Source organism: Microbacterium phoenicis (genome assembly GCF_047302325.1).
GTDB lineage: Bacteria > Actinomycetota > Actinomycetes > Actinomycetales > Microbacteriaceae > Microbacterium.
In genome coordinates this window covers 1,879,495-1,898,004 of record NZ_CP154849.1, presented here as the reverse complement: position 1 = coordinate 1,898,004, position 18,510 = coordinate 1,879,495, and the positions used below count along the sequence as shown (strand labels likewise).

Annotated in this window: 17 protein-coding genes; 3 read left to right on the top strand and 14 right to left on the bottom strand. The window is 68.6% G+C overall.

The genetic code is table 11. The features are described from left to right. Nucleotides 1-3 precede the first annotated feature (3 nt). From ABCU91_RS09300 to ABCU91_RS09265, 8 genes are all read right to left on the bottom strand, one after another. Entirely contained in the window at nucleotides 4-837 is an 834-nt protein-coding gene (locus ABCU91_RS09300) for a shikimate dehydrogenase (RefSeq protein WP_413353482.1), read from the bottom strand. Further along, nucleotides 837-2,237, bottom strand: coding sequence for an endolytic transglycosylase MltG (mltG, locus tag ABCU91_RS09295; protein ID WP_406924268.1), 1,401 nt, complete (start codon nucleotides 2,235-2,237; stop codon nucleotides 837-839). Before mltG ends, ABCU91_RS09300 begins: the two co-directional genes overlap by 1 nt. A 19-nt stretch (nucleotides 2,238-2,256) precedes the next feature. Continuing rightward, nucleotides 2,257-2,709 (bottom strand): Holliday junction resolvase RuvX, encoded by a 453-nt coding sequence (ruvX, locus tag ABCU91_RS09290; RefSeq protein WP_406924269.1) that lies wholly within the window; start codon nucleotides 2,707-2,709, stop codon nucleotides 2,257-2,259. After that, the gene (gene alaS / locus ABCU91_RS09285; RefSeq protein WP_413353481.1) at nucleotides 2,706-5,372 is read right to left on the bottom strand and encodes an alanine--tRNA ligase; all 2,667 of its coding nucleotides are present in this window, start codon (nucleotides 5,370-5,372) and stop codon (nucleotides 2,706-2,708) included. Before alaS ends, ruvX begins: the two co-directional genes overlap by 4 nt. 70 nt (nucleotides 5,373-5,442) lie before the next feature. After that, nucleotides 5,443-5,691, bottom strand: coding sequence for an ATPase (locus tag ABCU91_RS09280; RefSeq protein ID WP_413353480.1), 249 nt, complete (start codon nucleotides 5,689-5,691; stop codon nucleotides 5,443-5,445). Between the two features lie 81 nt (nucleotides 5,692-5,772). Next, complete coding sequence (gene rpsD, locus ABCU91_RS09275) at nucleotides 5,773-6,429, bottom strand: 30S ribosomal protein S4 (protein WP_018186731.1); 657 nt, start codon at nucleotides 6,427-6,429, stop codon at nucleotides 5,773-5,775. 139 nt (nucleotides 6,430-6,568) lie between these two features. Next, nucleotides 6,569-7,480 (bottom strand): tetratricopeptide repeat protein, encoded by a 912-nt coding sequence (locus ABCU91_RS09270; RefSeq protein ID WP_413353479.1) that lies wholly within the window; start codon nucleotides 7,478-7,480, stop codon nucleotides 6,569-6,571. Next, nucleotides 7,473-8,825, bottom strand: a complete 1,353-nt coding sequence (locus ABCU91_RS09265; RefSeq protein WP_406924273.1) for a replication-associated recombination protein A — start codon at nucleotides 8,823-8,825, stop codon at nucleotides 7,473-7,475. The genes ABCU91_RS09270 and ABCU91_RS09265 overlap by 8 nt, the downstream gene beginning before the upstream one ends. Before the next feature lie 127 nt (nucleotides 8,826-8,952). On the opposite strand from ABCU91_RS09265, the gene ABCU91_RS09260 reads away from it, so the two are divergent. From ABCU91_RS09260 to ABCU91_RS09250, 3 genes are all read left to right on the top strand, one after another. Further along, on the top strand, nucleotides 8,953-9,255 hold the full coding sequence (locus tag ABCU91_RS09260; protein WP_413353478.1) for a dioxygenase: 303 nt from the start codon (nucleotides 8,953-8,955) through the stop codon (nucleotides 9,253-9,255). A 60-nt stretch (nucleotides 9,256-9,315) separates the two neighbouring features. After that, nucleotides 9,316-10,578: a DUF349 domain-containing protein gene (locus tag ABCU91_RS09255; protein ID WP_406924275.1), complete on the top strand. Its 1,263-nt coding sequence runs from the start codon at nucleotides 9,316-9,318 to the stop codon at nucleotides 10,576-10,578. A 113-nt stretch (nucleotides 10,579-10,691) separates the two neighbouring features. Beyond that, nucleotides 10,692-11,243, top strand: coding sequence for an SAM-dependent methyltransferase (locus tag ABCU91_RS09250; RefSeq protein WP_413353477.1), 552 nt, complete (start codon nucleotides 10,692-10,694; stop codon nucleotides 11,241-11,243). Here the strand turns inward: ABCU91_RS09250 and ABCU91_RS09245 are convergent. From ABCU91_RS09245 to ruvA, 6 genes are all read right to left on the bottom strand, one after another. Beyond that, the gene (locus ABCU91_RS09245) at nucleotides 11,222-13,489 is read right to left on the bottom strand and encodes a RelA/SpoT family protein (protein WP_091353502.1); all 2,268 of its coding nucleotides are present in this window, start codon (nucleotides 13,487-13,489) and stop codon (nucleotides 11,222-11,224) included. The two genes, ABCU91_RS09250 and ABCU91_RS09245, sit on opposite strands and share 22 nt — an antisense overlap. Nucleotides 13,490-13,558: 69 nt before the next feature. After that, nucleotides 13,559-14,548 (bottom strand): protein translocase subunit SecF, encoded by a 990-nt coding sequence (secF, locus tag ABCU91_RS09240; protein ID WP_406924277.1) that lies wholly within the window; start codon nucleotides 14,546-14,548, stop codon nucleotides 13,559-13,561. Then, the gene (gene secD / locus ABCU91_RS09235; protein WP_406924278.1) at nucleotides 14,548-16,263 is read right to left on the bottom strand and encodes a protein translocase subunit SecD; all 1,716 of its coding nucleotides are present in this window, start codon (nucleotides 16,261-16,263) and stop codon (nucleotides 14,548-14,550) included. The genes secF and secD overlap by 1 nt, the downstream gene beginning before the upstream one ends. 38 nt (nucleotides 16,264-16,301) lie before the next feature. Further along, a complete protein-coding gene (locus tag ABCU91_RS09230; RefSeq protein WP_413353476.1) occupies nucleotides 16,302-16,754 on the bottom strand; it encodes a preprotein translocase subunit YajC in 453 nt (150 codons plus the stop codon). A 76-nt stretch (nucleotides 16,755-16,830) separates the two neighbouring features. Next, entirely contained in the window at nucleotides 16,831-17,862 is a 1,032-nt protein-coding gene (ruvB, locus tag ABCU91_RS09225) for a Holliday junction branch migration DNA helicase RuvB (RefSeq protein ID WP_413353475.1), read from the bottom strand. Next, nucleotides 17,855-18,466, bottom strand: coding sequence for a Holliday junction branch migration protein RuvA (ruvA, locus tag ABCU91_RS09220; RefSeq protein WP_413353474.1), 612 nt, complete (start codon nucleotides 18,464-18,466; stop codon nucleotides 17,855-17,857). The genes ruvB and ruvA overlap by 8 nt, the downstream gene beginning before the upstream one ends. Nucleotides 18,467-18,510 lie beyond the last annotated feature (44 nt).

The following is an 18,510-nucleotide window of genomic DNA, read 5'->3' as shown; positions in this document are numbered from 1 at the left end:
GCCCTAGTCTCCCACGAGCGCGCGGCGCATGACGGCCACCACCTCGGCCTCTCGCGGCAGCGGCTCGTCGACCCCGCCGGTCGCGAACGCGCGGATCTGCAGCACGGCCTGGTGCAGCAGCATCCCCTCTCCCCCGCGCGCCGACGCGCCCGCGCGATCCCACGCTCGCGAGAGGTCGGTCGGCCAGTGACCGTACACGACGTCCATCAGCGGACCGCCGGTCGCCGCCAGAGCACCGGCGACGGAGTCCTCCACCGATACGCCGCCGGGCAGGGTCGCGATCGTGACGTCGACGCGGCGCTCTGCAGGCTCGCTCAGAAGCACCTTCGTCACGTCGACACCGATGCGGTGGCCGAGGTCCACGAGCGGCGCCGCGGCCTCCGGGCGCCGAGCAGCGATCTCGACCTCGCCGACCCCGAGCTCCGCCAGCGCGACGAGGGCAGCGGATGCCGTCGCCCCCGCTCCGACGATGCGCGCCCGATCGGCGGACACGATGCCCTGCTCGCCCAACGCAGCGACGATGCCGCCGACGTCGGTGTTGTACGCATGCCACCCGTCGCCCGTCCGAACGAGGGTGTTGGCCGCTCCCGTCAGGATCGCGCGCGCGTCCCGATCGGCCGCGGCGGCGAATGCGGCGTGCTTCAGCGGCATCGTGAGTGAGAGACCGCGGTGTGCGGCATCCAACCCGGTCAACTCCGCGTGGAAGGAACGCTCGTCCACGCGCCGTCGACCGTACGTCCAGTCCCAGCCGAGGAAACCGTACGCCGCCGTGTGCATCGCCGGGGACAGGCTGTGGTCGATCGGATCGCCCCAGACCTCCAGGGCGACGTCGCTCATCAGGAGCAGCCCCCGTCAGGGTTGTCCCGGCACCACTGCTGGTACTGCGCGACGGCCTTCTCGTGCTCGGCGAAGGTCGCCGAGAAGACGGTCTCGCCCGTCTCGAGGTTGACGGTGACGAAGTACTGCCAGGGCCCGTCCGCGGGTTCGAGCGCCGCCTTCATCGCGAGCTCGCCCGGGTTCGCGATCGGGGTGACCGGGAGACCCTTCTTCTTGTAGGTGTTCCAGCCGTTGTCGTCCTCGAGCTCCTCCGCCCGCGAACTCGTGCCGCCCTCGCGGTCCTGGAAGGGGTATTGCGCGGTCGAGTCCATCTGCAGCAGCCCGTCGGTGTCGCTGATGGCCGGGTCGAGCCGGTTCTCGATGACGCGCGACACCTTGTAGAAGTCGTCGGCGTACCGCGCCTCCTTCTCGATGATGGACGCGACCGTGAGGATCCGTTCCCGCTGATCGGTGGGGACACCGGCGTCGTCGAGCGCTTGCACGGTGCGGTCGACCATCCTCTGGATGACCTCTTTCGCCGTCACGTCGGGGTCGAAGGTGTACGTGGCCGGGAAGAGCCACCCCTCCAGCGTCTCCGCCTTCACGCCGTACGCGCTCGGGTCCTTCACGGCGTTCTCGACGTCCTCCAGAGGCAGACCGATGCCCTCCGCGATGCGCGGGACGGATTGTGCGACCGTCAGACCCTCGCGGAGCTGCGCGGTGTACTCCTGCTTGTTCGTCGGGTCGAGCAGAGCCTGGTAGGCGGCCTCCGAGGTCATCTTCTTCTGCAGCGCGTAGACGCCGGGCTTGAGCGCGCTGGGGTCCTCGGCGCTGTCGATCAAGTACGAGTAGAACGCGTCGGAGGTCTTCGTCACGCCCGCGTCGAACAGCGCGCGGGAGATGTCCGCGCCGGTCTGTCCCGACAGCACCGTGACGCTGGCCTCGCCCTCGGCCATCCCCGCCTCGAAATCCTTCGGCTCCTCCCAGCCGAGGACCTTCCGGATCTGATCCTCGTAGGTGGTCCACACGGCGACGCCGCCGCCGACGAGCCCGCCGATGATCACGAGGACGATCGCGAACACGCCCCATGCCGCGACGCGGCTCTTCCGACGGTCCTTGTCGTGGCGCTTCGACGAGCTCGACGGGGCCTTCAAGCCCTTCTCCTCGAAGAGCGCGTCGATCGGCGCCGTCGTCGAGGCGAGAGGCCGCTCCGCCACGGGGGTACGACGAGGGACAGCGGATGCCGGGGGCACAGCTGCAACCGGCTCGCTGACCGACTGCGGGTCGCCCTGCACGTTCTCTGCAGCAGGAGCGTCGTCGACGCCCGAGAAACTCTGCGTGTTCTGGCGCTGCGCCTCTCGAGCCGCACGACGCGACGTCGGCGCCTCGGGGAGGTCGCCAGGCGACGGGGTCTCGGGCATCGATGGACTCCTGCGTCTTCTACAGCGCCGCACCGGCCGGGTTGCCGGTGCTCTTCTCGACATCGATCGCCTGCTGGAGGAGAACGACCGCGGCGATCTGGTCAACGATCCTACGAGACGACTTCTGCGAACGCCCGTTCTGACGTAGGACGGCGTTCGCCGACACCGTGCTCAGCCGCTCGTCCACCAGTCGGATGGGCACGTCGACGGCGGCCGAGAGCTCAGTGGCGAACTCGCGCGCATCGGTCGTCGACGCGGTCTCGGATCCCCCCAGGCTGATCGGAAGACCGACGAGGATCGCAATCGGGTCGTACTCGCGCGCGATCTCGACGATGCGCGCGACCGAGGTCTCGGAGCGGGGAACGGTCTCGACGGGGACGGCGAGCATCCCGTCCGGATCGCACCGGGCGACCCCGACGCGGGCTCGCCCGACGTCGATGCCGAGACGGACCCCGCGACGGAAACCGCTCACGCGGTCGCACCCTCCAGTGCCGCGACGATTCCGGTCAGCGCAGCCGGCAGAGCCGAGGCATCCGTCCCGCCTCCCTGTGCCACGTCATCACGGCCACCGCCACCGCCACCGAGCACTCCGGCAGCGGTCTTCGCGAGGAGTCCCGCCTTGGCTCCCGCGGCGCGCGCGGCTTCGGTGGTTGCGACGATGACGATCGGACGCCCACCGGCCTCACCCGCGAGGGCGACGACACCGGCGTCGGAACCGAGGCGCTCGCGCACCTGCAGGGCGAGCGTCCGCAGGTCGTCGGCGGAGGCGACCGAGCCGATCGACTGCGCCACCACGCGGTAGGAGCCGGCCGAGACGGCGGATGCCGCAAGAGTCGGCACCCGCTCGCCGAGGGCCTTCGCCTCGAACTGAGCGATCTTCTTCTCGGCCGCCTTGAGGCTCGCCTGCAGCTCCGCGATACGCGCGGGCAGCTGGTCGCGCGGGATCTTCAATCCCGACGTGAGCTGCGACACGATGGCGCGCTCGGCAGCGAGCTCACGGAAGGCGTCCTGACCGACGAGGGCCTCGACGCGGCGGTTGGAGGCGCCGACCGACGACTCCCCCACGAGGTTGATGAGCCCGACCTGCGCGCTCGAGGACACGTGGGTGCCGGCGCACAGCTCGCGCGACCACGGGCCGCCGATGTCGACCATCCGCACGGTGTCGCCGTACTTCTCGCCGAACAGCGCCATCGCGCCCGCCGCCTTCGCCTCGTCGAGCGACATGACCCGCGTCGTGACTTCGAGGTCGTCGCAGACGGCGTTGTTGGCGATCTCCTCGATCTCGCTGCGGGTCTCGGGCGAGAGCGCCTGACCCCACGAGAAGTCGAACCGGAGGTATCCCGCACGGTTGAGGGAGCCCGCCTGCGTCGCGCTCTTGCCGAGCGTGTCGCGGAGAGCCGCGTGCACGAGGTGGGTCGCGGAGTGGGCCTGCGCGGCCGCGCGGCGGTTGGCGGCATCCACCACCGTCGTCGCGGCGTGACCGACGGCGACCTCGCCCGTGGTCACCTCGACCGTGTGGCTGATGAGGCCGGGGACGGGCTTCTGCACGTCGAGGACCTCGAGCTCGTAGCCGGGCCCGACGATGACGCCCTTGTCGGCGACCTGACCGCCGGACTCGGCGTACAGTGCGGTCTCGGCGGTGATGACCTCCGCGATCTGCCCCTGCGACGCCCGGTCAGCCGGAGCGCCGTCGACGAGGATGCCGAGGATGCGGGACTCGGTCTCGAGATCGGTGTATCCCGTGAAGACCGTCTCACCCAGCGCGCGGAAGTCGCGGTAGACGCTCGTGTCGGCGAGCTGGCGCTTGCGGGAGCGGGCGTCGGCCTTGGCGCGGTCGCGCTGCTCCTTCATGAGGGTGTCGAAACCGGCGCGGTCGACCGAGAGACCGGCCTCTTCGGCGATCTCGAGCGTGAGGTCGATCGGGAAGCCGTAGGTGTCGTGCAGCAGGAACGCCTGCGACCCGCTCAGCGAGGTCGCCTGCGTGGACTTGGCGGACTCGATCGACGTGTCGAGGATCTCCGATCCGCTCGCGAGGGTGCGCAGGAAGGTCGCCTCCTCGGCCAGCGCGTACTGCGACAGCCGTGCGTAGTCGGTCTCGACGACCGGGTAGGACTCCTTCATCGCGTCGCGCGAGACCGCGAAGAGCTCCGCGAAGGTGGGTCCTTCCACACCGAGCAGCCGCATCGAGCGGATCGCGCGGCGCATGAGGCGGCGCAGGATGTAGCCGCGACCGTCGTTCGCCGGCGTCACACCGTCCGAGAGCAACATCAGCGACGAGCGGATGTGGTCGGCCACCACGCGGAAGCGGACGTCGTCGTCGTGGTTCTCGCCGTACCGCTTGCCCGAGAGCTCCACGGCCTTGTCGAGGACGGGACGGACCTGGTCCGTCTCGTACATGTTGTCGACGCCCTGCTTGATGAACGCGACGCGCTCGAGGCCCATGCCGGTGTCGATGTTCTGTGCAGGGAGGTCGCCCACGATGTCGAACTCGTACTTCGAGCGCACATTCGTGATCTCGTACTGCATGAACACGAGGTTCCAGATCTCGACATAGCGGTCGTCGTCCGTGGCGGGCCCGCCGTCGACGCCGTATTCGGGGCCGCGATCGAAGAAGATCTCGGAGCACGGGCCGGCGGGGCCGGGAAGCCCCGTGGTCCAGTAGTTGGTGTCCTTGCCCAAGCGCTGGATACGCTCCTCGGGCAGGGTCGAGTGCTCGAGCCAGAGCTGGATCGCCTCGTCGTCCTCCTCGTAGACGGTGACCCAGAGATCCTTCGGATCGAATCCGAGTCCGCCGTCTTCGTCGGCGGTGGTGAGGAGCTCCCACGCGTACCGGATCGCGTCCTTCTTGAAGTAGTCGCCGAACGACCAGTTGCCCAGCATCTGGAAGAACGTGCCGTGACGCGGGGTCTTGCCGACCTCTTCGATGTCGTTCGTCCGGATGCACTTCTGGTTGTCCGCCGCGCGCTTGTAGGGCGCGGGGACGTCGCCCGAGAGGTACGGGATGAAGGGGACCATGCCGGCGACCGTGAACAGCAGCGCCGGGTCATCACTGACGAGGGATGCCGAGGGCACGATCGTGTGCCCGCGCTTCTCGAAGTAATCCAGGTAGCGCCGGGCGATCTCAGCGGTCTTCATCGTGTGTCCTCAAACTGCATGCGGGATCGGTCGCGTCCCAGGGGCCGCGACCGGGAGATGGGGAAGTGGGTCAGTCGCCCCGCGGGGCGGACGCGGCATCCTTCGACAGGGCGTCCTGCGCGGCATCCTTCACCTCAGTGACGATGCCCTCGATCTTCGCCTCCTGCGTCCGGTAGGCCTCGCCCATCCGGTCGGTGAACTCGGAGATGCGGAGGTCGACCTCGGAGAGGAGCTCCTGGCCTCGCGGATCCTTGTTCACCAGGTGCGCAGCGACGAAGCCCGCGACGATGCCCATCAGGAACCAGAGGACTTTCTTCATGGGGTCCATGTTAGGTGCAAAGCAGAAGGGGCGCCGGGTGAACCCGACGCCCCTTCGAACCGCTGAGCGGCTACGACTCGCTTAGCGCGCGGCGTAGTACTCGACGACGAGCTGGACTTCACAGGTCACCGGGACCTCGGCGCGCTTGGGGCGACGCTCGAGACGGGCCTGGAGCTTGTCGAGCTCGACCGACAGGTAGCCGGGAACCGGGGGCAGGACCTCGGCGTGACCACCGGCGGCTGCGACCTGGAACGGCTCGAGAGCCTCGCTCTTGGCCTTGACGTGGATCGTCTGGCCCGGCTTCACGCGGAAGGACGGGCGGTCGACGAGCTGGCCGTCGACGAGGATGTGACGGTGCACGACGAGCTGACGCGCCTGTGCCGTCGTGCGGGCGAAGCCCGAACGGAGCACGAGCGAGTCGAGACGCATCTCGAGGAGCTCGACGAGGTTCTCACCGGTCAGACCCTCCGTGCGGCGGGCCTCGTTGAAGGTGTTGCGCATCTGCTTCTCGCGGATGCCGTACTGCTCGCGCAGACGCTGCTTCTCGCGAAGACGGACGGCGTAGTCGCTGTCCTGCTTGCGCTTGGTGCGGCCGTGCTCACCGGGAGCGTAGGGACGCTTCTCGAGGTAGCGGGCGGCCTTGGGGGTCAGTGCGACGCCGAGGGCGCGCGAGAGGCGCACCTTGCGGCGGTCCTGGGACTTCGTTGCCACGAAATCTTCCTTCCATGACGTGGCCATGTCTTTCACGGCTCACGGGCGTATCGCCTTCTCTCGCCCTTGCGGACTGCACGCCGGGGCACGCCGAAAGGTGGGAAAGAGAGAAGAGGATGCCCGAAAACACGGTTTCGAGCCGATTAAGCCTAACAGACGGGGAGGTTCAGCCCTGGCCGCGGGCCAGATCCACCGCGCCCGGCGGATAGAAGGGGAACGCATCCGGATCGAGGCGATCGAGTCGGTACCAGCCGACCGACGTGTCGCCGTCGAGCACCTGGATCCGCTCGTCGACGCCCAGGCCCTCGAGCTCCGGGCTGCGCACCGCGAAGACGTAGGCGATCTCGTGCCCGGGGCGGCCCTCGTTGTCGAAGATGTTCTCGATGACCCCGAGCAGCCGTGATTCCGTGACGCTCGCCCCGAGTTCCTCCGCGAGCTCCCGGCGTACCGCGGCGTCGGCCCCCTCTCCCGGCTCCACGCCGCCGCCCGGAGCCCGCAGGAAGGCCGGTCGCTCCGTCGTCGCCGGGTACAGCTCCCCGAGGACGTATCCGTCCCTGACGACGACGGCGACCGCGATGACGCGGATGCGGGGGCGCGATCGGACCTCCGCTGCATACGCTCGTAGCGCGCGGCCGTAGAGAGGTATCTCGTCCGCGAGAGCTCGGAGGGCGGTGCGGAGCGCGCGGACGGCCTTGTCATCGTCGTACAGGGCCAGCGCTCGGAATCCCGCCGCCGCGCCCGCCAACGGGTCGGTCGGCGGGACGTCCTTCAGGACGGCGATCGCGCCCGAGGCGTCCCCCACGTTCCGCAGGGAGCTCGCAAGTTGGATCCGCGCCTGAGTCTCGAATGGCGCGTCCAGACGCGCAGCGAGCGCCGCGCGGTACAGAGGAATGGCCGCAGCTTCTTCGCCGAGGAAGTCCTCGACCGACGCGCGTTCGAACAGGGCCCTGGGATCGTCCTCGGGTCGCCCGATGAGCGCCTCGCTCATCGGGGCCCGGAGGGCGTCGGGTTTCTCTTCATCGGCGGCCGCCCACACGTCGTCGATGCGGCTGTCGCTCTCACCCGGCGCGTCAGTCACCGAGGATCTTCCGGATCTTCTCCAGCCGCGCAGAGATGTCGCGTTCGACTCCCCGAGCCGTCGGATCGTAGTAGCGGCGCCCCCGGAGTTCGTCGGGCAGGTACTGCTGCGTCGCGACGCCGACCTCGAGATCGTGCGGATACACGTACCCCTTGCCGTGACCCAGGCGCTTCGCGCCGGCGTAGTGCGCGTCCCTCAGGTGGATCGGCACCCGCCCGAATCCGCCCGCCCGGACGTCGGCGATCGCCGCATTTATGGCGTTGTAGGCGGCGTTCGACTTCGCTGTGGTCGCGAGATAGGCGGTGGCCTCCGCGAGGGGGATGCGCCCCTCCGGCATCCCGATGAAGGCAACGGCATCCGCCGCGGCGACGGCGATCTGGAGGGCTTGAGGGTCCGCCAAGCCGATGTCCTCCGCCGCGGAGATCACGAGCCGCCGGGCGATGAACCGTGGATCCTCGCCGGCTTCGATCATTCGGGCGAGGTAGTGCATCGCGGCATCCGGGTCGGATCCTCGGATCGACTTGATGAAGGCGCTGATGACGTCGTAGTGCTCGTCGCCCTGCCGGTCGTACCGCAGCAGGGCGCGATCGACGGCCTGTGCGACGTGCTCGGCCGTGATGACGGGCGGCTCCGCCTCGGCATCCTCGCTCTCCTCACCGGACGACTCGACCGGCTCGGCCATAGACGCCGCGGCCTCGAGCGAGGTCAGCGCCCGACGCGCATCCCCGGAAGCGAGGTGGACGAGGGCGGCCCGCGCCTCATCCGAGAGGGTGACGGCGCCGGCGAGACCGCGGGCGTCGGTGACGGCGCGATCGACGAGCATCCCGAGATCCGCGTCGGTGAGGGGCTGCAAAGTGAGCAGCAGGGAGCGCGACAGCAGGGGCGAGATCACCGAGAAGGAGGGATTCTCGGTCGTCGCGGCGATGAGGATGACCCATCCGTTCTCGACGCCCGGGAGGAGCGCGTCTTGCTGCGCCTTCGTGAAGCGGTGGATCTCATCGAGGAAGAGGATCGTGGAGGCGCCGTACAGGTCGCGCTGCGTCATCGCCTCCTGCATGACCTCGCGGACGTCCTTGACACCGGCGGTGACGGCGGAGAGCTCCACGAAGCGACGTCCTGAGGTCCTCGCGATCGCCTGCGCCAGCGTCGTCTTTCCTGTCCCCGGCGGCCCCCAGAGGATCACCGACACCGCGCCGGTCGTCGCACGCCCGGGGTCGGCGAGGGCGACGAGCGGGGACCCCGGTCGCAACAAGTGGGTCTGGCCGGCGACCTCATCGAGGGATGCCGGGCGCATCCTCACGGCCAGAGGCGTCGCTCCGCGGAAAAGCGCATCACTCTGTGCCATCCCTCCAGGCTAATCGCCCCCACCGACATCGCGGTTCCGAGTGGTGCCGCCGGGTTTTGCCCCGGGCGCGGGGCCGAATAATCTGCAGGAGGCTGCGCTCTCGCTCAGCCTCGACGGGAGGAACGCCGTGGCAGCGGGCAAGGACAAGGGTCGCTCGAGCGCACAGGAGCGCGAGCGTGCACGTCTCTACGAAGCGCGACGACGCTTCCACGCCTCCGTCATACAGCGACGCCGCCGCGACAACGTGATCGCCGGCGTCGCTGGCGGCGCTCTTCTGCTCGCGATCCTCGGGGGGCAGGTCGCCTATTACACGCTCGGGCCCGGCACTCCGGAACCCGCTCCGTCTCCGTCTCCGTCGCAGACCCCGGGTGCGACCCCCACTCCCTCCCCCGAGCCGTCTGAATCCCCGACTCCCACTCCGACTCCGTGACCGCCGCGTACTAGGCTGAGTCACTAATCCGACCCCCATGCGGCGCATGCCGCCGACGAGGTGACCCCCGTGAGTTCCGCCACCCCCGAATCCGCCGAGACCCAGCCGTGGGGCCGCGTCGACGACGACGGCACCGTCTCCGTCCGCGAGGGCGATCAGTGGCGTGTCGTCGGCCAGTACCCCGACGGCACCCCCGAAGAGGCTCTCGCCTACTTCGAGCGCAAGTTCGCCGACCTCGCCTCTGAGGTCACCCTCCTCGAGGTGCGCCACCGGCGCGGCGGAGCGTCGGCATCCGATCTGCGCAGCACCGCCCGCACCATCCGCGAGCGTCTCGACGGCGCTGCCGCCGTCGGCGACCTCGCCTCACTCGAGGCCCGCGTCACGTCGCTCGAGGGTGCGCTGTCCGAGGCGAGCGCCGAAGAGGCGCAGGCTCAGCGGGCAGCGGTGGATGCCGCCGTCGCCGAGCGCGAGGGCATCGTCACCGAGATCGAGGCGATCGCCGCCAAGGACCCGCGCTCCATCCAGTGGAAGCAGACGACCGCCGACGTGGCGGCACTCTTCGCCCGGTGGCAGGAGCACCAGAGCACCGGACCCCGGCTGCCCAAGGCGGTGGGCCAGCAGCTCTGGAAGCGATTCCGCGACGCCCGCGCCATCGTGGACAAGAACCGCCGCGAGTTCTACTCGAGCCTCGACGAGCAGCACAAGAGCGCCCGCGACGCCAAGACGCGCCTCGTCGAGCGTGCCGAAGCGCTGGCCCCGAGGGGCGAGGACGGCATCTCGGCCTACCGCGAGCTGCTCGACCAGTGGAAGAGCGCCGGCCGCGCCGGTAAGAAGGCCGACGACGCACTCTGGGCCCGGTTCAAGGCTGCGGGTGACGTCCTCTACGGCGCGCGCATCGAACGCGAGAACGCGGACGTAGAAGCATCGAAGGAGAAGATCGAGGCCAAGCGCGCTCTGCTCGACGAAGCCGCCGCCGTCGCGAAGGAGAAGGACAACGCCAAGGCGCGCACCCTCCTCACGAACATCCAGCGTCGCTGGGACGAGATCGGTCGGGTCTTCCCGCGCGACACCGAGCGTGGCCTGGACGACCAGCTCCGCAAGGTCGAGACCGCGCTGAAGTCTCGTGAAGACGAGGACTGGAAGCGCAACAACCCCGAGACGAAGGCGCGTCAGAACGACATGACGAGCCAGCTCCAGGATGCGATCTCGAAGCTCGAGGACGAGCTCACGGCCGCAGAAGCCACGAAGGACAAGGCCGCCATCGCGAAGGCGAAGGACGCGCTCGAAGCCCGCAAGGGCTGGCTGCGGGCCCTCGGCGGCTGACACGTCGGATCTGACGAGAGCGGATCACCCTCCCGGGTGGCCCGCTCTCGTCGTTTCTCCACAGCCGGATCCCGACTCCCGCCCGGCGCTCCCGGATGGCGCAGACTGCCCTCATGTGGCCGTTCCTGTACTTCGCCGATGACCGTCTGTCGACCGCGGAGCTGACGGCGGCTCGCCTGGACGGCGACCTGGTGGAGATCGGCGAGGCCTTCATGCCGGCGGACGCCGTCGAAACACGCGAGCTGCGCGCGGCATCCTTCCGCTCGGTAGGCGGACCCGAGCGCGCCGTCACGCACGCGAGCGCCGCCTGGGTGCACGGCGCGATCCCGGAACCGCCGCTCATCCAGAGTCTGCAGCGGGCGGGCAGACGGCGTGCGGCCTTCCCGGTCGACGCTCGCATCCGGTTCCGCGACGTCGCCCTTCCGGCCCGTGACGTCGACCTCATCAGCGGCGTCGCCGTGACGACCCCGGTCCGCACTCTGGTGGACCTCATCCGCGAGGCCGCCGTGGGTGCCTCTCCGCACCACCTGGTCGATGACATGCTCGCGTGGCGACCGGATCTGCTCGACGATGCCGTGACCTGGATCGAGCAGGCGGGACCCGTCCACCACAAGCGCGCGGCGGCCGCCGAACTGCGACGGCGTCAGGAAGAGGTGACCCGGTAGACGTCGTAGACCGCGTCGATGCGCCGGACGGCGTTCAACACCCGGTCGAGGTGAACCGTGTCGCCCATCTCGAAGACGTACCGGCTGAGCGCGAGACGGTCGTTCGTCGTCTGGACGGATGCCGAGAGGATGTTCACGTGGTGCTCGCTGAGCACCCGCGTGATGTCGCTCAGCAGCCCCGAGCGGTCGAGGGCTTCGACCTGGATGTGCACGAGGAAGACGCTCTTGGACGTCGGCGCCCATGAGACCTCGATGAGGCGGTCCGGCTGGTCACGGAGCGCGCCGGCGTTCGTGCAGTCGGCGCGGTGCACGGAGACGCCGCTGCCGCGCGTGACGAAACCGACGATCTCGTCCCCCGGGACCGGCGTGCAGCACTTGGCGAGCTTCACGAGGATGTCGGGCGCACCCCGGACGAGGACGCCCGAGTCTCCGCCGCGCGGCGCCTTGGACCGGCCGACGGCGGGAAGGTCGATGGGACCGGTGGAGGTGTTCTCCTCCTCCGTGCGGACGAGGGCGGTGACCTTCTCGATGACCGACTGGGTCGACACGTGGCCCTCGCCGACGGCGGCGTAGAGGGCGGTGACGTCCTCGTAGCGGAGCTGGTGCGCGACCGCGGTGAAGGAGTCCTGGCTCATCAGACGCTGGAGCGGCAGGTTCTGTCGGCGCATCGCGCGCGCGATGGCGTCCTTGCCCTGCTCGACGGCTTCGTCGCGCCGTTCCTTCGTGAACCATCCGCGGATCTTGTTGCGTGCTCGGGTGCTCTTGACGAACGCCAGCCAGTCCTGGCTGGGGCCGGCATCCGGGTTCTTCGAGGTGAACACCTCGACGACGTCACCGGAGTGCAGTTCCGATTCGAGGGGCACCAGGCGACCGTTGACCTTCGCGCCCATCGTGCGGTGGCCGATCTCGGTGTGCACGGCGTACGCGAAGTCGACGGGGGTCGCACCGGCGGGGAGCCCCACGACGCGCCCCTTGGGGGTGAAGACGTAGACCTCCTTCGCACCGATCTCGAAGCGGAGGGAATCGAGGAACTCGCTCGGGTCGGCGGTCTCGGCCTGCCAGTCCGAGATGTGCGCCAACCACGCCATGTCCTGGTCGATGGCCTTGGAGTCCGCCTTGCCGCCGGAGATCTGCTCCTTGTACTTCCAGTGCGCGGCCACGCCGTACTCGGCCTGCTGGTGCATCTCGTGGGTGCGGATCTGAATCTCGACCGTGCGACCGCCGGGACCGATGACCGTCGTGTGGAGCGACTGGTACAGATTGAACTTCGGCGTCGCGATGTAGTCCTTGAACCGGCCCGGGATCGGCGTCCACCGGGCGTGGATCGCTCCGAGGACCGCGTAGCAGTCGCGAACGGTGTTCACCATGACGCGGATGCCGATGAGGTCGTAGATGTCGTCGAACTCGCGACCTCGGACGACCATCTTCTGGTACACGGAGTACAGCTGCTTGGGTCGTCCCATCACGCGACCTCGGATACGCAGATCCCGCAGGTCGGCTTCGACGTTGTCGATGACCGTGTGGACGTACTGCTCGCGCTGCGGAGTGCGCTGCTTGACGAGTGAGTCGATCTCCGCGTAGAGCTTCGGGTGGAGCACGGCGAACGACAGATCTTCCAGTTCGCTCTTGGCGGTCTGGATGCCGAGGCGATGCGCCAGGGGAGCGTAGATCTCGAGCGTCTCGCGAGCCTTCTTCGCGGCCTTCTCGGGCGGCACGAACCCCCAGGTTCGTGCATTGTGCAACCGGTCCGCGAGCTTGATCAGGAGGACGCGGATGTCCTTCGACATCGCGACGATCATCTTTCGGACGGTCTCGGCCTGCGCCGCGTCGCCGTACTTGACCTTGTCGAGCTTCGTCACGCCGTCGACCAGCATCGCGACCTCGTCGCCGAAGTCCGCGGTCAGCTGGTCGAGGGAGTAATCGGTGTCCTCCACGGTGTCGTGGAGGAGGGCTGCGGCGATGGCGCGTGGACCGAGGCCCAGTTCCGCAAGGATCTGCGCCACCGCGAGCGGGTGTGTGATGTAGGGCTCACCGCTCTGCCGCTTCTGCGATGCGTGAGCTTTTGCGGCGGTCCGATATGCACGCTCGACGATCGCGATGTCGCCCTTGGGGTGGTGCACGCGCACCGTCCGCATGAGCTCCTCGAGGGCGTCGCGAGATGGCGCACGGGAGAAGATGCGCGGGACGAGACGCCGGAGGGACTGCCCGCCCGTCGCCGACCCTGTGGGAGTGACCGCTTCAGCCATGCGATCGCCTCCTGCCTGCCCGTACGCGCGTGGAACTGGAGGTCAATCCTACGCCCGGGGCCATGCCGCTCAGACCGTGGCGACTGCGGCTGAACGGGACTCGAGGACGCGCTGATCGCGAGCCTTCAGGTCGCTCTCGTTCTCACGCAGAAGCGAGTAGAGCGGCGCAGCGACGAACAGCGTGGAGTACGCCGCGACGATCGTTCCGACGAAGATCGACAGCGAGATGTCCGTCAGAGTCTGAGCGCCGAGCCACAGCGCGCCGATGAAGAGGATCGCCCCTGTCGGCAGCACCGCCACGACCGTCGTGTTGATCGATCGGACGAGCGTCTGGTTCACCGCAAGGTTCACCGACTCGCCGAAGGTGCGGCCGGATTTCTCGCCGTCCTCGAAGGTGTTCTCACGGATCTTGTCGAAGACGACGGTCGTGTCGTAGAGCGAGTACGACAAGATCGTCAGGAAGCCGATCACGGCCGCCGGCGAGATCTCGAAGCCGAAGAGGGCGTAGACGCCGACGGTGACGACGAGTACGTCGACCAGTCCGATCATCGCGGCCACCGACATCTTCCATGTGCGGAAGTAGAGCGCGAGGATCAGGAACGTGAGGACGAGGAAGATCGCCAGACCCCAGAGCGATTGGCGCGTGACGCTCTCACCCCAGCTGGGCCCGATGAACGAGGAGCTGACGCTGTCGTCCGAAACGCCGTAGGCCGTGACGAGCGCGTCGGTGACCTCGCGCGTCTCGATCTCGCCGAGCTGGTCGGTCTGGATGCGGAGACTGTCGTCGCCGACCGTCGTGACGCGGGTCGCGGCATCCGGGACCACGGACTGGACCGCCTCGGTCGCGAGCAGCTGATCGGGCTTGGCGACGTCGTTGACGGTGAACTGCGACCCGCCGGTGAACTCGATCGAGAACTGGATGGGACGGAAGACGGGAACCAGCGCGGACCCGATCACCAGGATCGCGGCGATGAGGAACCAGAGCCGGCGGCGTCCGACGAACGGGAAGGAGACCTTCCCGGTGTAGAGGTCGTTTCCGAAGTCACTCATGGAACGCATCAGTCGTCCCCCTCCCCTGCCGAGCGCGTATCGCTGCTCTGCTGCGCGAGCTTGCGCTCGGCGATGGTCTGGCGGCGAACCGCCTCGTTGCGAGAACGCGACGACCGCTTCTCGGCTTGCGACGTACCTCCGGCCGCCACGGGCGTCCGGAACTGCGCACGCCCGCGGTAGACCGCGCCGAGCGCCGTCGGGTCGAGGCCCGAGAGCGTGTGTCCACCGCCGAAGAATCGCGTCCGCGCGAGGAGCTGGAGCACGGGGTGGGTGAAGAGGATGAAGATCAGGATGTCGATCACGGTCGTGAGGCCGAGGGTGAACGCGAAGCCCTTCACCGTGGCGTCGGCGAGGATGTAGAGCACGACGGCGGCCAGGATGTTGATCGACTTGGAGATGTAGATCGTGCGCTTCGCGCGCGCCCAGCCGTCCTCGACGGCGCCGGTGATCGACTTGCCGTCGCGGAGCTCGTCTCGGATGCGTTCGAAGTAGACGATGAACGAGTCCGCGGTGAAGCCGATCGTGACGATGAGACCCGCCACACCGGCGAGCGACAGGCGGAAACCCATGCGCCACGCGAGGATGCACAGCGTGATGTAGGTCAGGATGCCCATGACCGCGAGGGACGCGATGATCACGAAGCCGAGCGCGCGGTAGACCGTCAGCGAGTAGATCGCCACGAGGGCCAGGCCGATCAGACCGGCGACGAGACCGATGAGGAGCTGCTGGGATCCGAGCGTCGCGGAGATGGAGTTGCTGCTCTGCACCTCGAAGCTGAGCGGCAGCGCACCGTACTTCAGCTGGTCGGCGAGGGTCTTCGACGTCTCCTGGTCGAAGTTTCCGGTGATCTGCGGCTTGCCGTCGGTGATCACGGCGTTCATGGAGGGCGCGGAGATGACCTCGCCGTCCAGCACGAAAGCGAACTGGTTCTGGGGGGACTGCAGGTTGAACAGTCGCTGGCTGATGTCGCCGAAGGTCTTGGTGCCCTCACCGTTGAACACGATGTTCACGGCCCACTGGCCGTTCTGCGCGTTCAGTCCGTTGGTCGCGTCCGAGATCGCGGATCCATCGAGCTCCACCGGGCCGAGCAGGTACTTCGCAGCTCCGTCGGTGTCGCAGGTGATGAGCGGCTCGTTCGCCGGCTCCTGGGCCGGGTCGGTCGCCGGGTTCGCGCAGTCGTAGGCCAGGAACTGCGCCTGCACCTCTTCCGTCGCCCACGACAGGTCGCTGCCGTTGGTCGGGGCCGGGGTGGGCGTCGCGTTCAGAGACGGTCCGGGGGTCGGGTACGGCGTCTGCTTGCCGTCGTCTCCGACGAAAGTGTTGCTGGGCGCCGCCGTGTAGAGCACCGCGCGCAGCTGCATCTGAGCAGAGCGGCCGATGCGGTCACGGGTCTCCTCGTCGGCGATGCCGGGCAACTGGACGACGATCTGGTTTCCCGCCTGCGTGGTGATGTCCGTCTCACCCACACCCGAGGCGTCCACACGCTGACGGATGATCGAGACCGCCTGCTGCATCTGCTCCGGGGTCGGAGGCGTGCCCGCCTCCGTCTGCGCCTGAAGGATGATCTGCGTGCCGCCCTGCAGGTCGAGCGCGAGCTCCGGAACCCAGGAGCTCTTCTCGAAGAGGTGCACGCCCGCGGCGTTCACCCCGAAGAGGACAGCAGTCAGAGCGAGGAGTCCGATGAGTGCGCGCCAGGCGCGGCGGACAGGGGTGGATGAGGCCACGGAGGGAACTTTCGTCAGGGACCGCCGAAGCGGGAAGGTCAGGCCTTGGGCTTGTCGTCCGCGTCGGGGGTGCCGTCGGCAGGACGCGAGTCGAGGATCGTCTCATCGCGCGAGACGATGACATCGTCACCGGCGACCTGCTCGGTCTCCTCGACCACGGGCTCCTCGTCCTCGACGATGCGCAGGATCGCCTGGCTGTGGACCTCGACGACCAGGCCGGGGGCGAGCTCGACGTGCGCGGGCTTGGAGAGATCGGTGGGGTCGTACTCGACGATCGTGCCGTAGAGGCCGCCCTGGAGCAGGACCTTCACGCCCGGAACCATCTGCTGAGCCTTCTGCTCCTGCTGCTCCTTCATCTTCTTCGTGCGACGACGCGAGCTGATGAACATGAAGACCAGCAGCGCCGCCAGCAGGATGAGCAGGCCGTAGTCCGTGAAGAAGTTTCCTCCGGTCGGGGCCTGCGGGGTGTTCTGCTGGGCAAGAAGCAACATGGACGCGGGTCCGCCTTTCGGGAGGGCACGCCGCATCGATGCGGCGAAGAGGGTGGGAGGCCGGAGCCTTCAGCGATTATAGGTCATCGAGGGTGAGCGCCCCGTCGTGACGGGGGATGCCCAGGTGCGCGTAGGCCTCAGGGGTCGCCACCCGGCCTCGCGGGGTGCGCACCATGAAGCCGATCCGGACGAGGTACGGCTCGACGACCGACTCGATCGTGTCCGCTTCCTCCCCCACGGTGACGGCGAGGGTGTTGAGTCCGACGGGACCGCCTCGGAATCGCCGCACGAGCGCATCGAGCACCGCGCGGTCGAGCCGATCCAGCCCCAGATCGTCCACGTCGTAGAGGTCGAGGGCAGCCGAGACATCGGCCGTCGAGGCCTGCGTCGACGATCCGCCGTGCACGACGACGTAGTCGCGCACACGCCGCAGCAGCCGGTTCGCGATGCGGGGGGTGCCGCGCGAGCGCCGGGCGATCTCCTCACGGGATGCCGCGGGCACGTCGACGTCGAGCATGACCGCCGAGCGGGCGATGACCTGCTCGAGCTCTACCGGCTCGTAGTACTCGAGGTGCGCGGTGAACCCGAACCGGTCGCGGAGCGGGTTGGGGAGCAGACCGGATCGCGTGGTCGCTCCGACGAGCGTGAAGGGCGCCAGGTCGAGCGGGATGCTGGTGGCACCGGCGCCCTTGCCGACCATGATGTCGATGCGGAAGTCCTCCATCGCGAGGTACAGCATCTCCTCGGCGGAACGGGCCATCCGGTGGATCTCGTCGATGAAGAGCACCTCGCCCGGGACGAGGCTCGACAGCAGTGCAGCCAGGTCGCCGGCGTGCTGGATCGCCGGACCGCTCGACATTCGAAGGGGTCGCTCGCTCTCGTGCGCGACGATCATGGCGAGCGTCGTCTTTCCGAGCCCGGGAGGCCCGGACAGGAGGATGTGGTCGGCCGGCCGCTGCTGGATGCGGGCGGCATCCAACAGCAGCTGCAACTGACCCCGGACCTTCATCTGACCGATGAACTCGGCGAGCGAACCGGGCCGGAGCGCGCCCTCGACGGCCAGCTCGGTCTCGTCCTCGGGAAGACGCTGGTCGCGAGCGTCAGACACCGCTGCGCTCCGCACGAGCAGGACCGAGCTGGGCCAGGGCGAGCTTCAGGAGCGCCGGCACGGTCGCACCGGCCGGCGCGTCGGCGAGCACGCTCTCCGCCGTCTCGACGGCGACGCGCTCGTTCCACCCGAGCGCCATGAGGGCGGCCGACACCTGCGCACCGAGTCCCTGCGGGATCGGCGTTCCTACGGCGGTGCGGGCAGGGGGGGTCAGCTTGCCCGCGAGCTGCACAGCGATGAGCTTCGCGGTCTTCGGTCCGATGCCGGACACCCGTCGGAACGGTGCATCATCCTCGTCGGCGACGGCCGTGGCGATCTGGTCGACCGTGAGAGATGAGAGGACGCCGAGAGCGGACTTCGGCCCCACTCCCGAGACGCTGAGGAGCTGGCCGAAGACGTCGAGCTCGGAGCGCTCTTCGAAGCCGAAGAGCAGCATGGCGTCCTCACGGACGATCATCGCGGTGTGCACGAAGACCTCGTCGCCCAGGTGCAGCTGCCGCGCGTGCTGCGCGGTGACCGCCACGAAGTAGCCGACGCCGTGCACGTCGATGACGACGGAGTCCGGTTCGAGGTGCAGCACGCGGCCCCGCAGCGAAGAGATCATGAGTCGAGCCTAAGGGAGCATTCGGAGGTATGTTCGAGCGACAC

What these genes read in the sequence shown, in the direction of transcription:
- ABCU91_RS09300 (WP_413353482.1), bottom strand. Translation starts at nt 837, where the DNA reads ATGAGCGACGTCGCCCTGGAGGTCTGGGGCGATCCGATCGACCACAGC.
- mltG (WP_406924268.1), bottom strand. Translation starts at nt 2,237, where the DNA reads ATGCCCGAGACCCCGTCGCCTGGCGACCTCCCCGAGGCGCCGACGTCG.
- alaS (WP_413353481.1), bottom strand. Translation starts at nt 5,372, where the DNA reads ATGAAGACCGCTGAGATCGCCCGGCGCTACCTGGATTACTTCGAGAAG.
- ABCU91_RS09280 (WP_413353480.1), bottom strand. Translation starts at nt 5,691, where the DNA reads ATGAAGAAAGTCCTCTGGTTCCTGATGGGCATCGTCGCGGGCTTCGTC.
- rpsD (WP_018186731.1), bottom strand. Translation starts at nt 6,429, where the DNA reads ATGGCCACGTCATGGAAGGAAGATTTCGTGGCAACGAAGTCCCAGGAC.
- ABCU91_RS09265 (WP_406924273.1), bottom strand. Translation starts at nt 8,825, where the DNA reads ATGGCACAGAGTGATGCGCTTTTCCGCGGAGCGACGCCTCTGGCCGTG.
- ABCU91_RS09250 (WP_413353477.1), top strand. Translation starts at nt 10,692, where the DNA reads ATGTGGCCGTTCCTGTACTTCGCCGATGACCGTCTGTCGACCGCGGAG.
- ABCU91_RS09245 (WP_091353502.1), bottom strand. Translation starts at nt 13,489, where the DNA reads ATGGCTGAAGCGGTCACTCCCACAGGGTCGGCGACGGGCGGGCAGTCC.
- secF (WP_406924277.1), bottom strand. Translation starts at nt 14,548, where the DNA reads ATGCGTTCCATGAGTGACTTCGGAAACGACCTCTACACCGGGAAGGTC.
- ABCU91_RS09230 (WP_413353476.1), bottom strand. Translation starts at nt 16,754, where the DNA reads ATGTTGCTTCTTGCCCAGCAGAACACCCCGCAGGCCCCGACCGGAGGA.
- ruvA (WP_413353474.1), bottom strand. Translation starts at nt 18,466, where the DNA reads ATGATCTCTTCGCTGCGGGGCCGCGTGCTGCACCTCGAACCGGACTCC.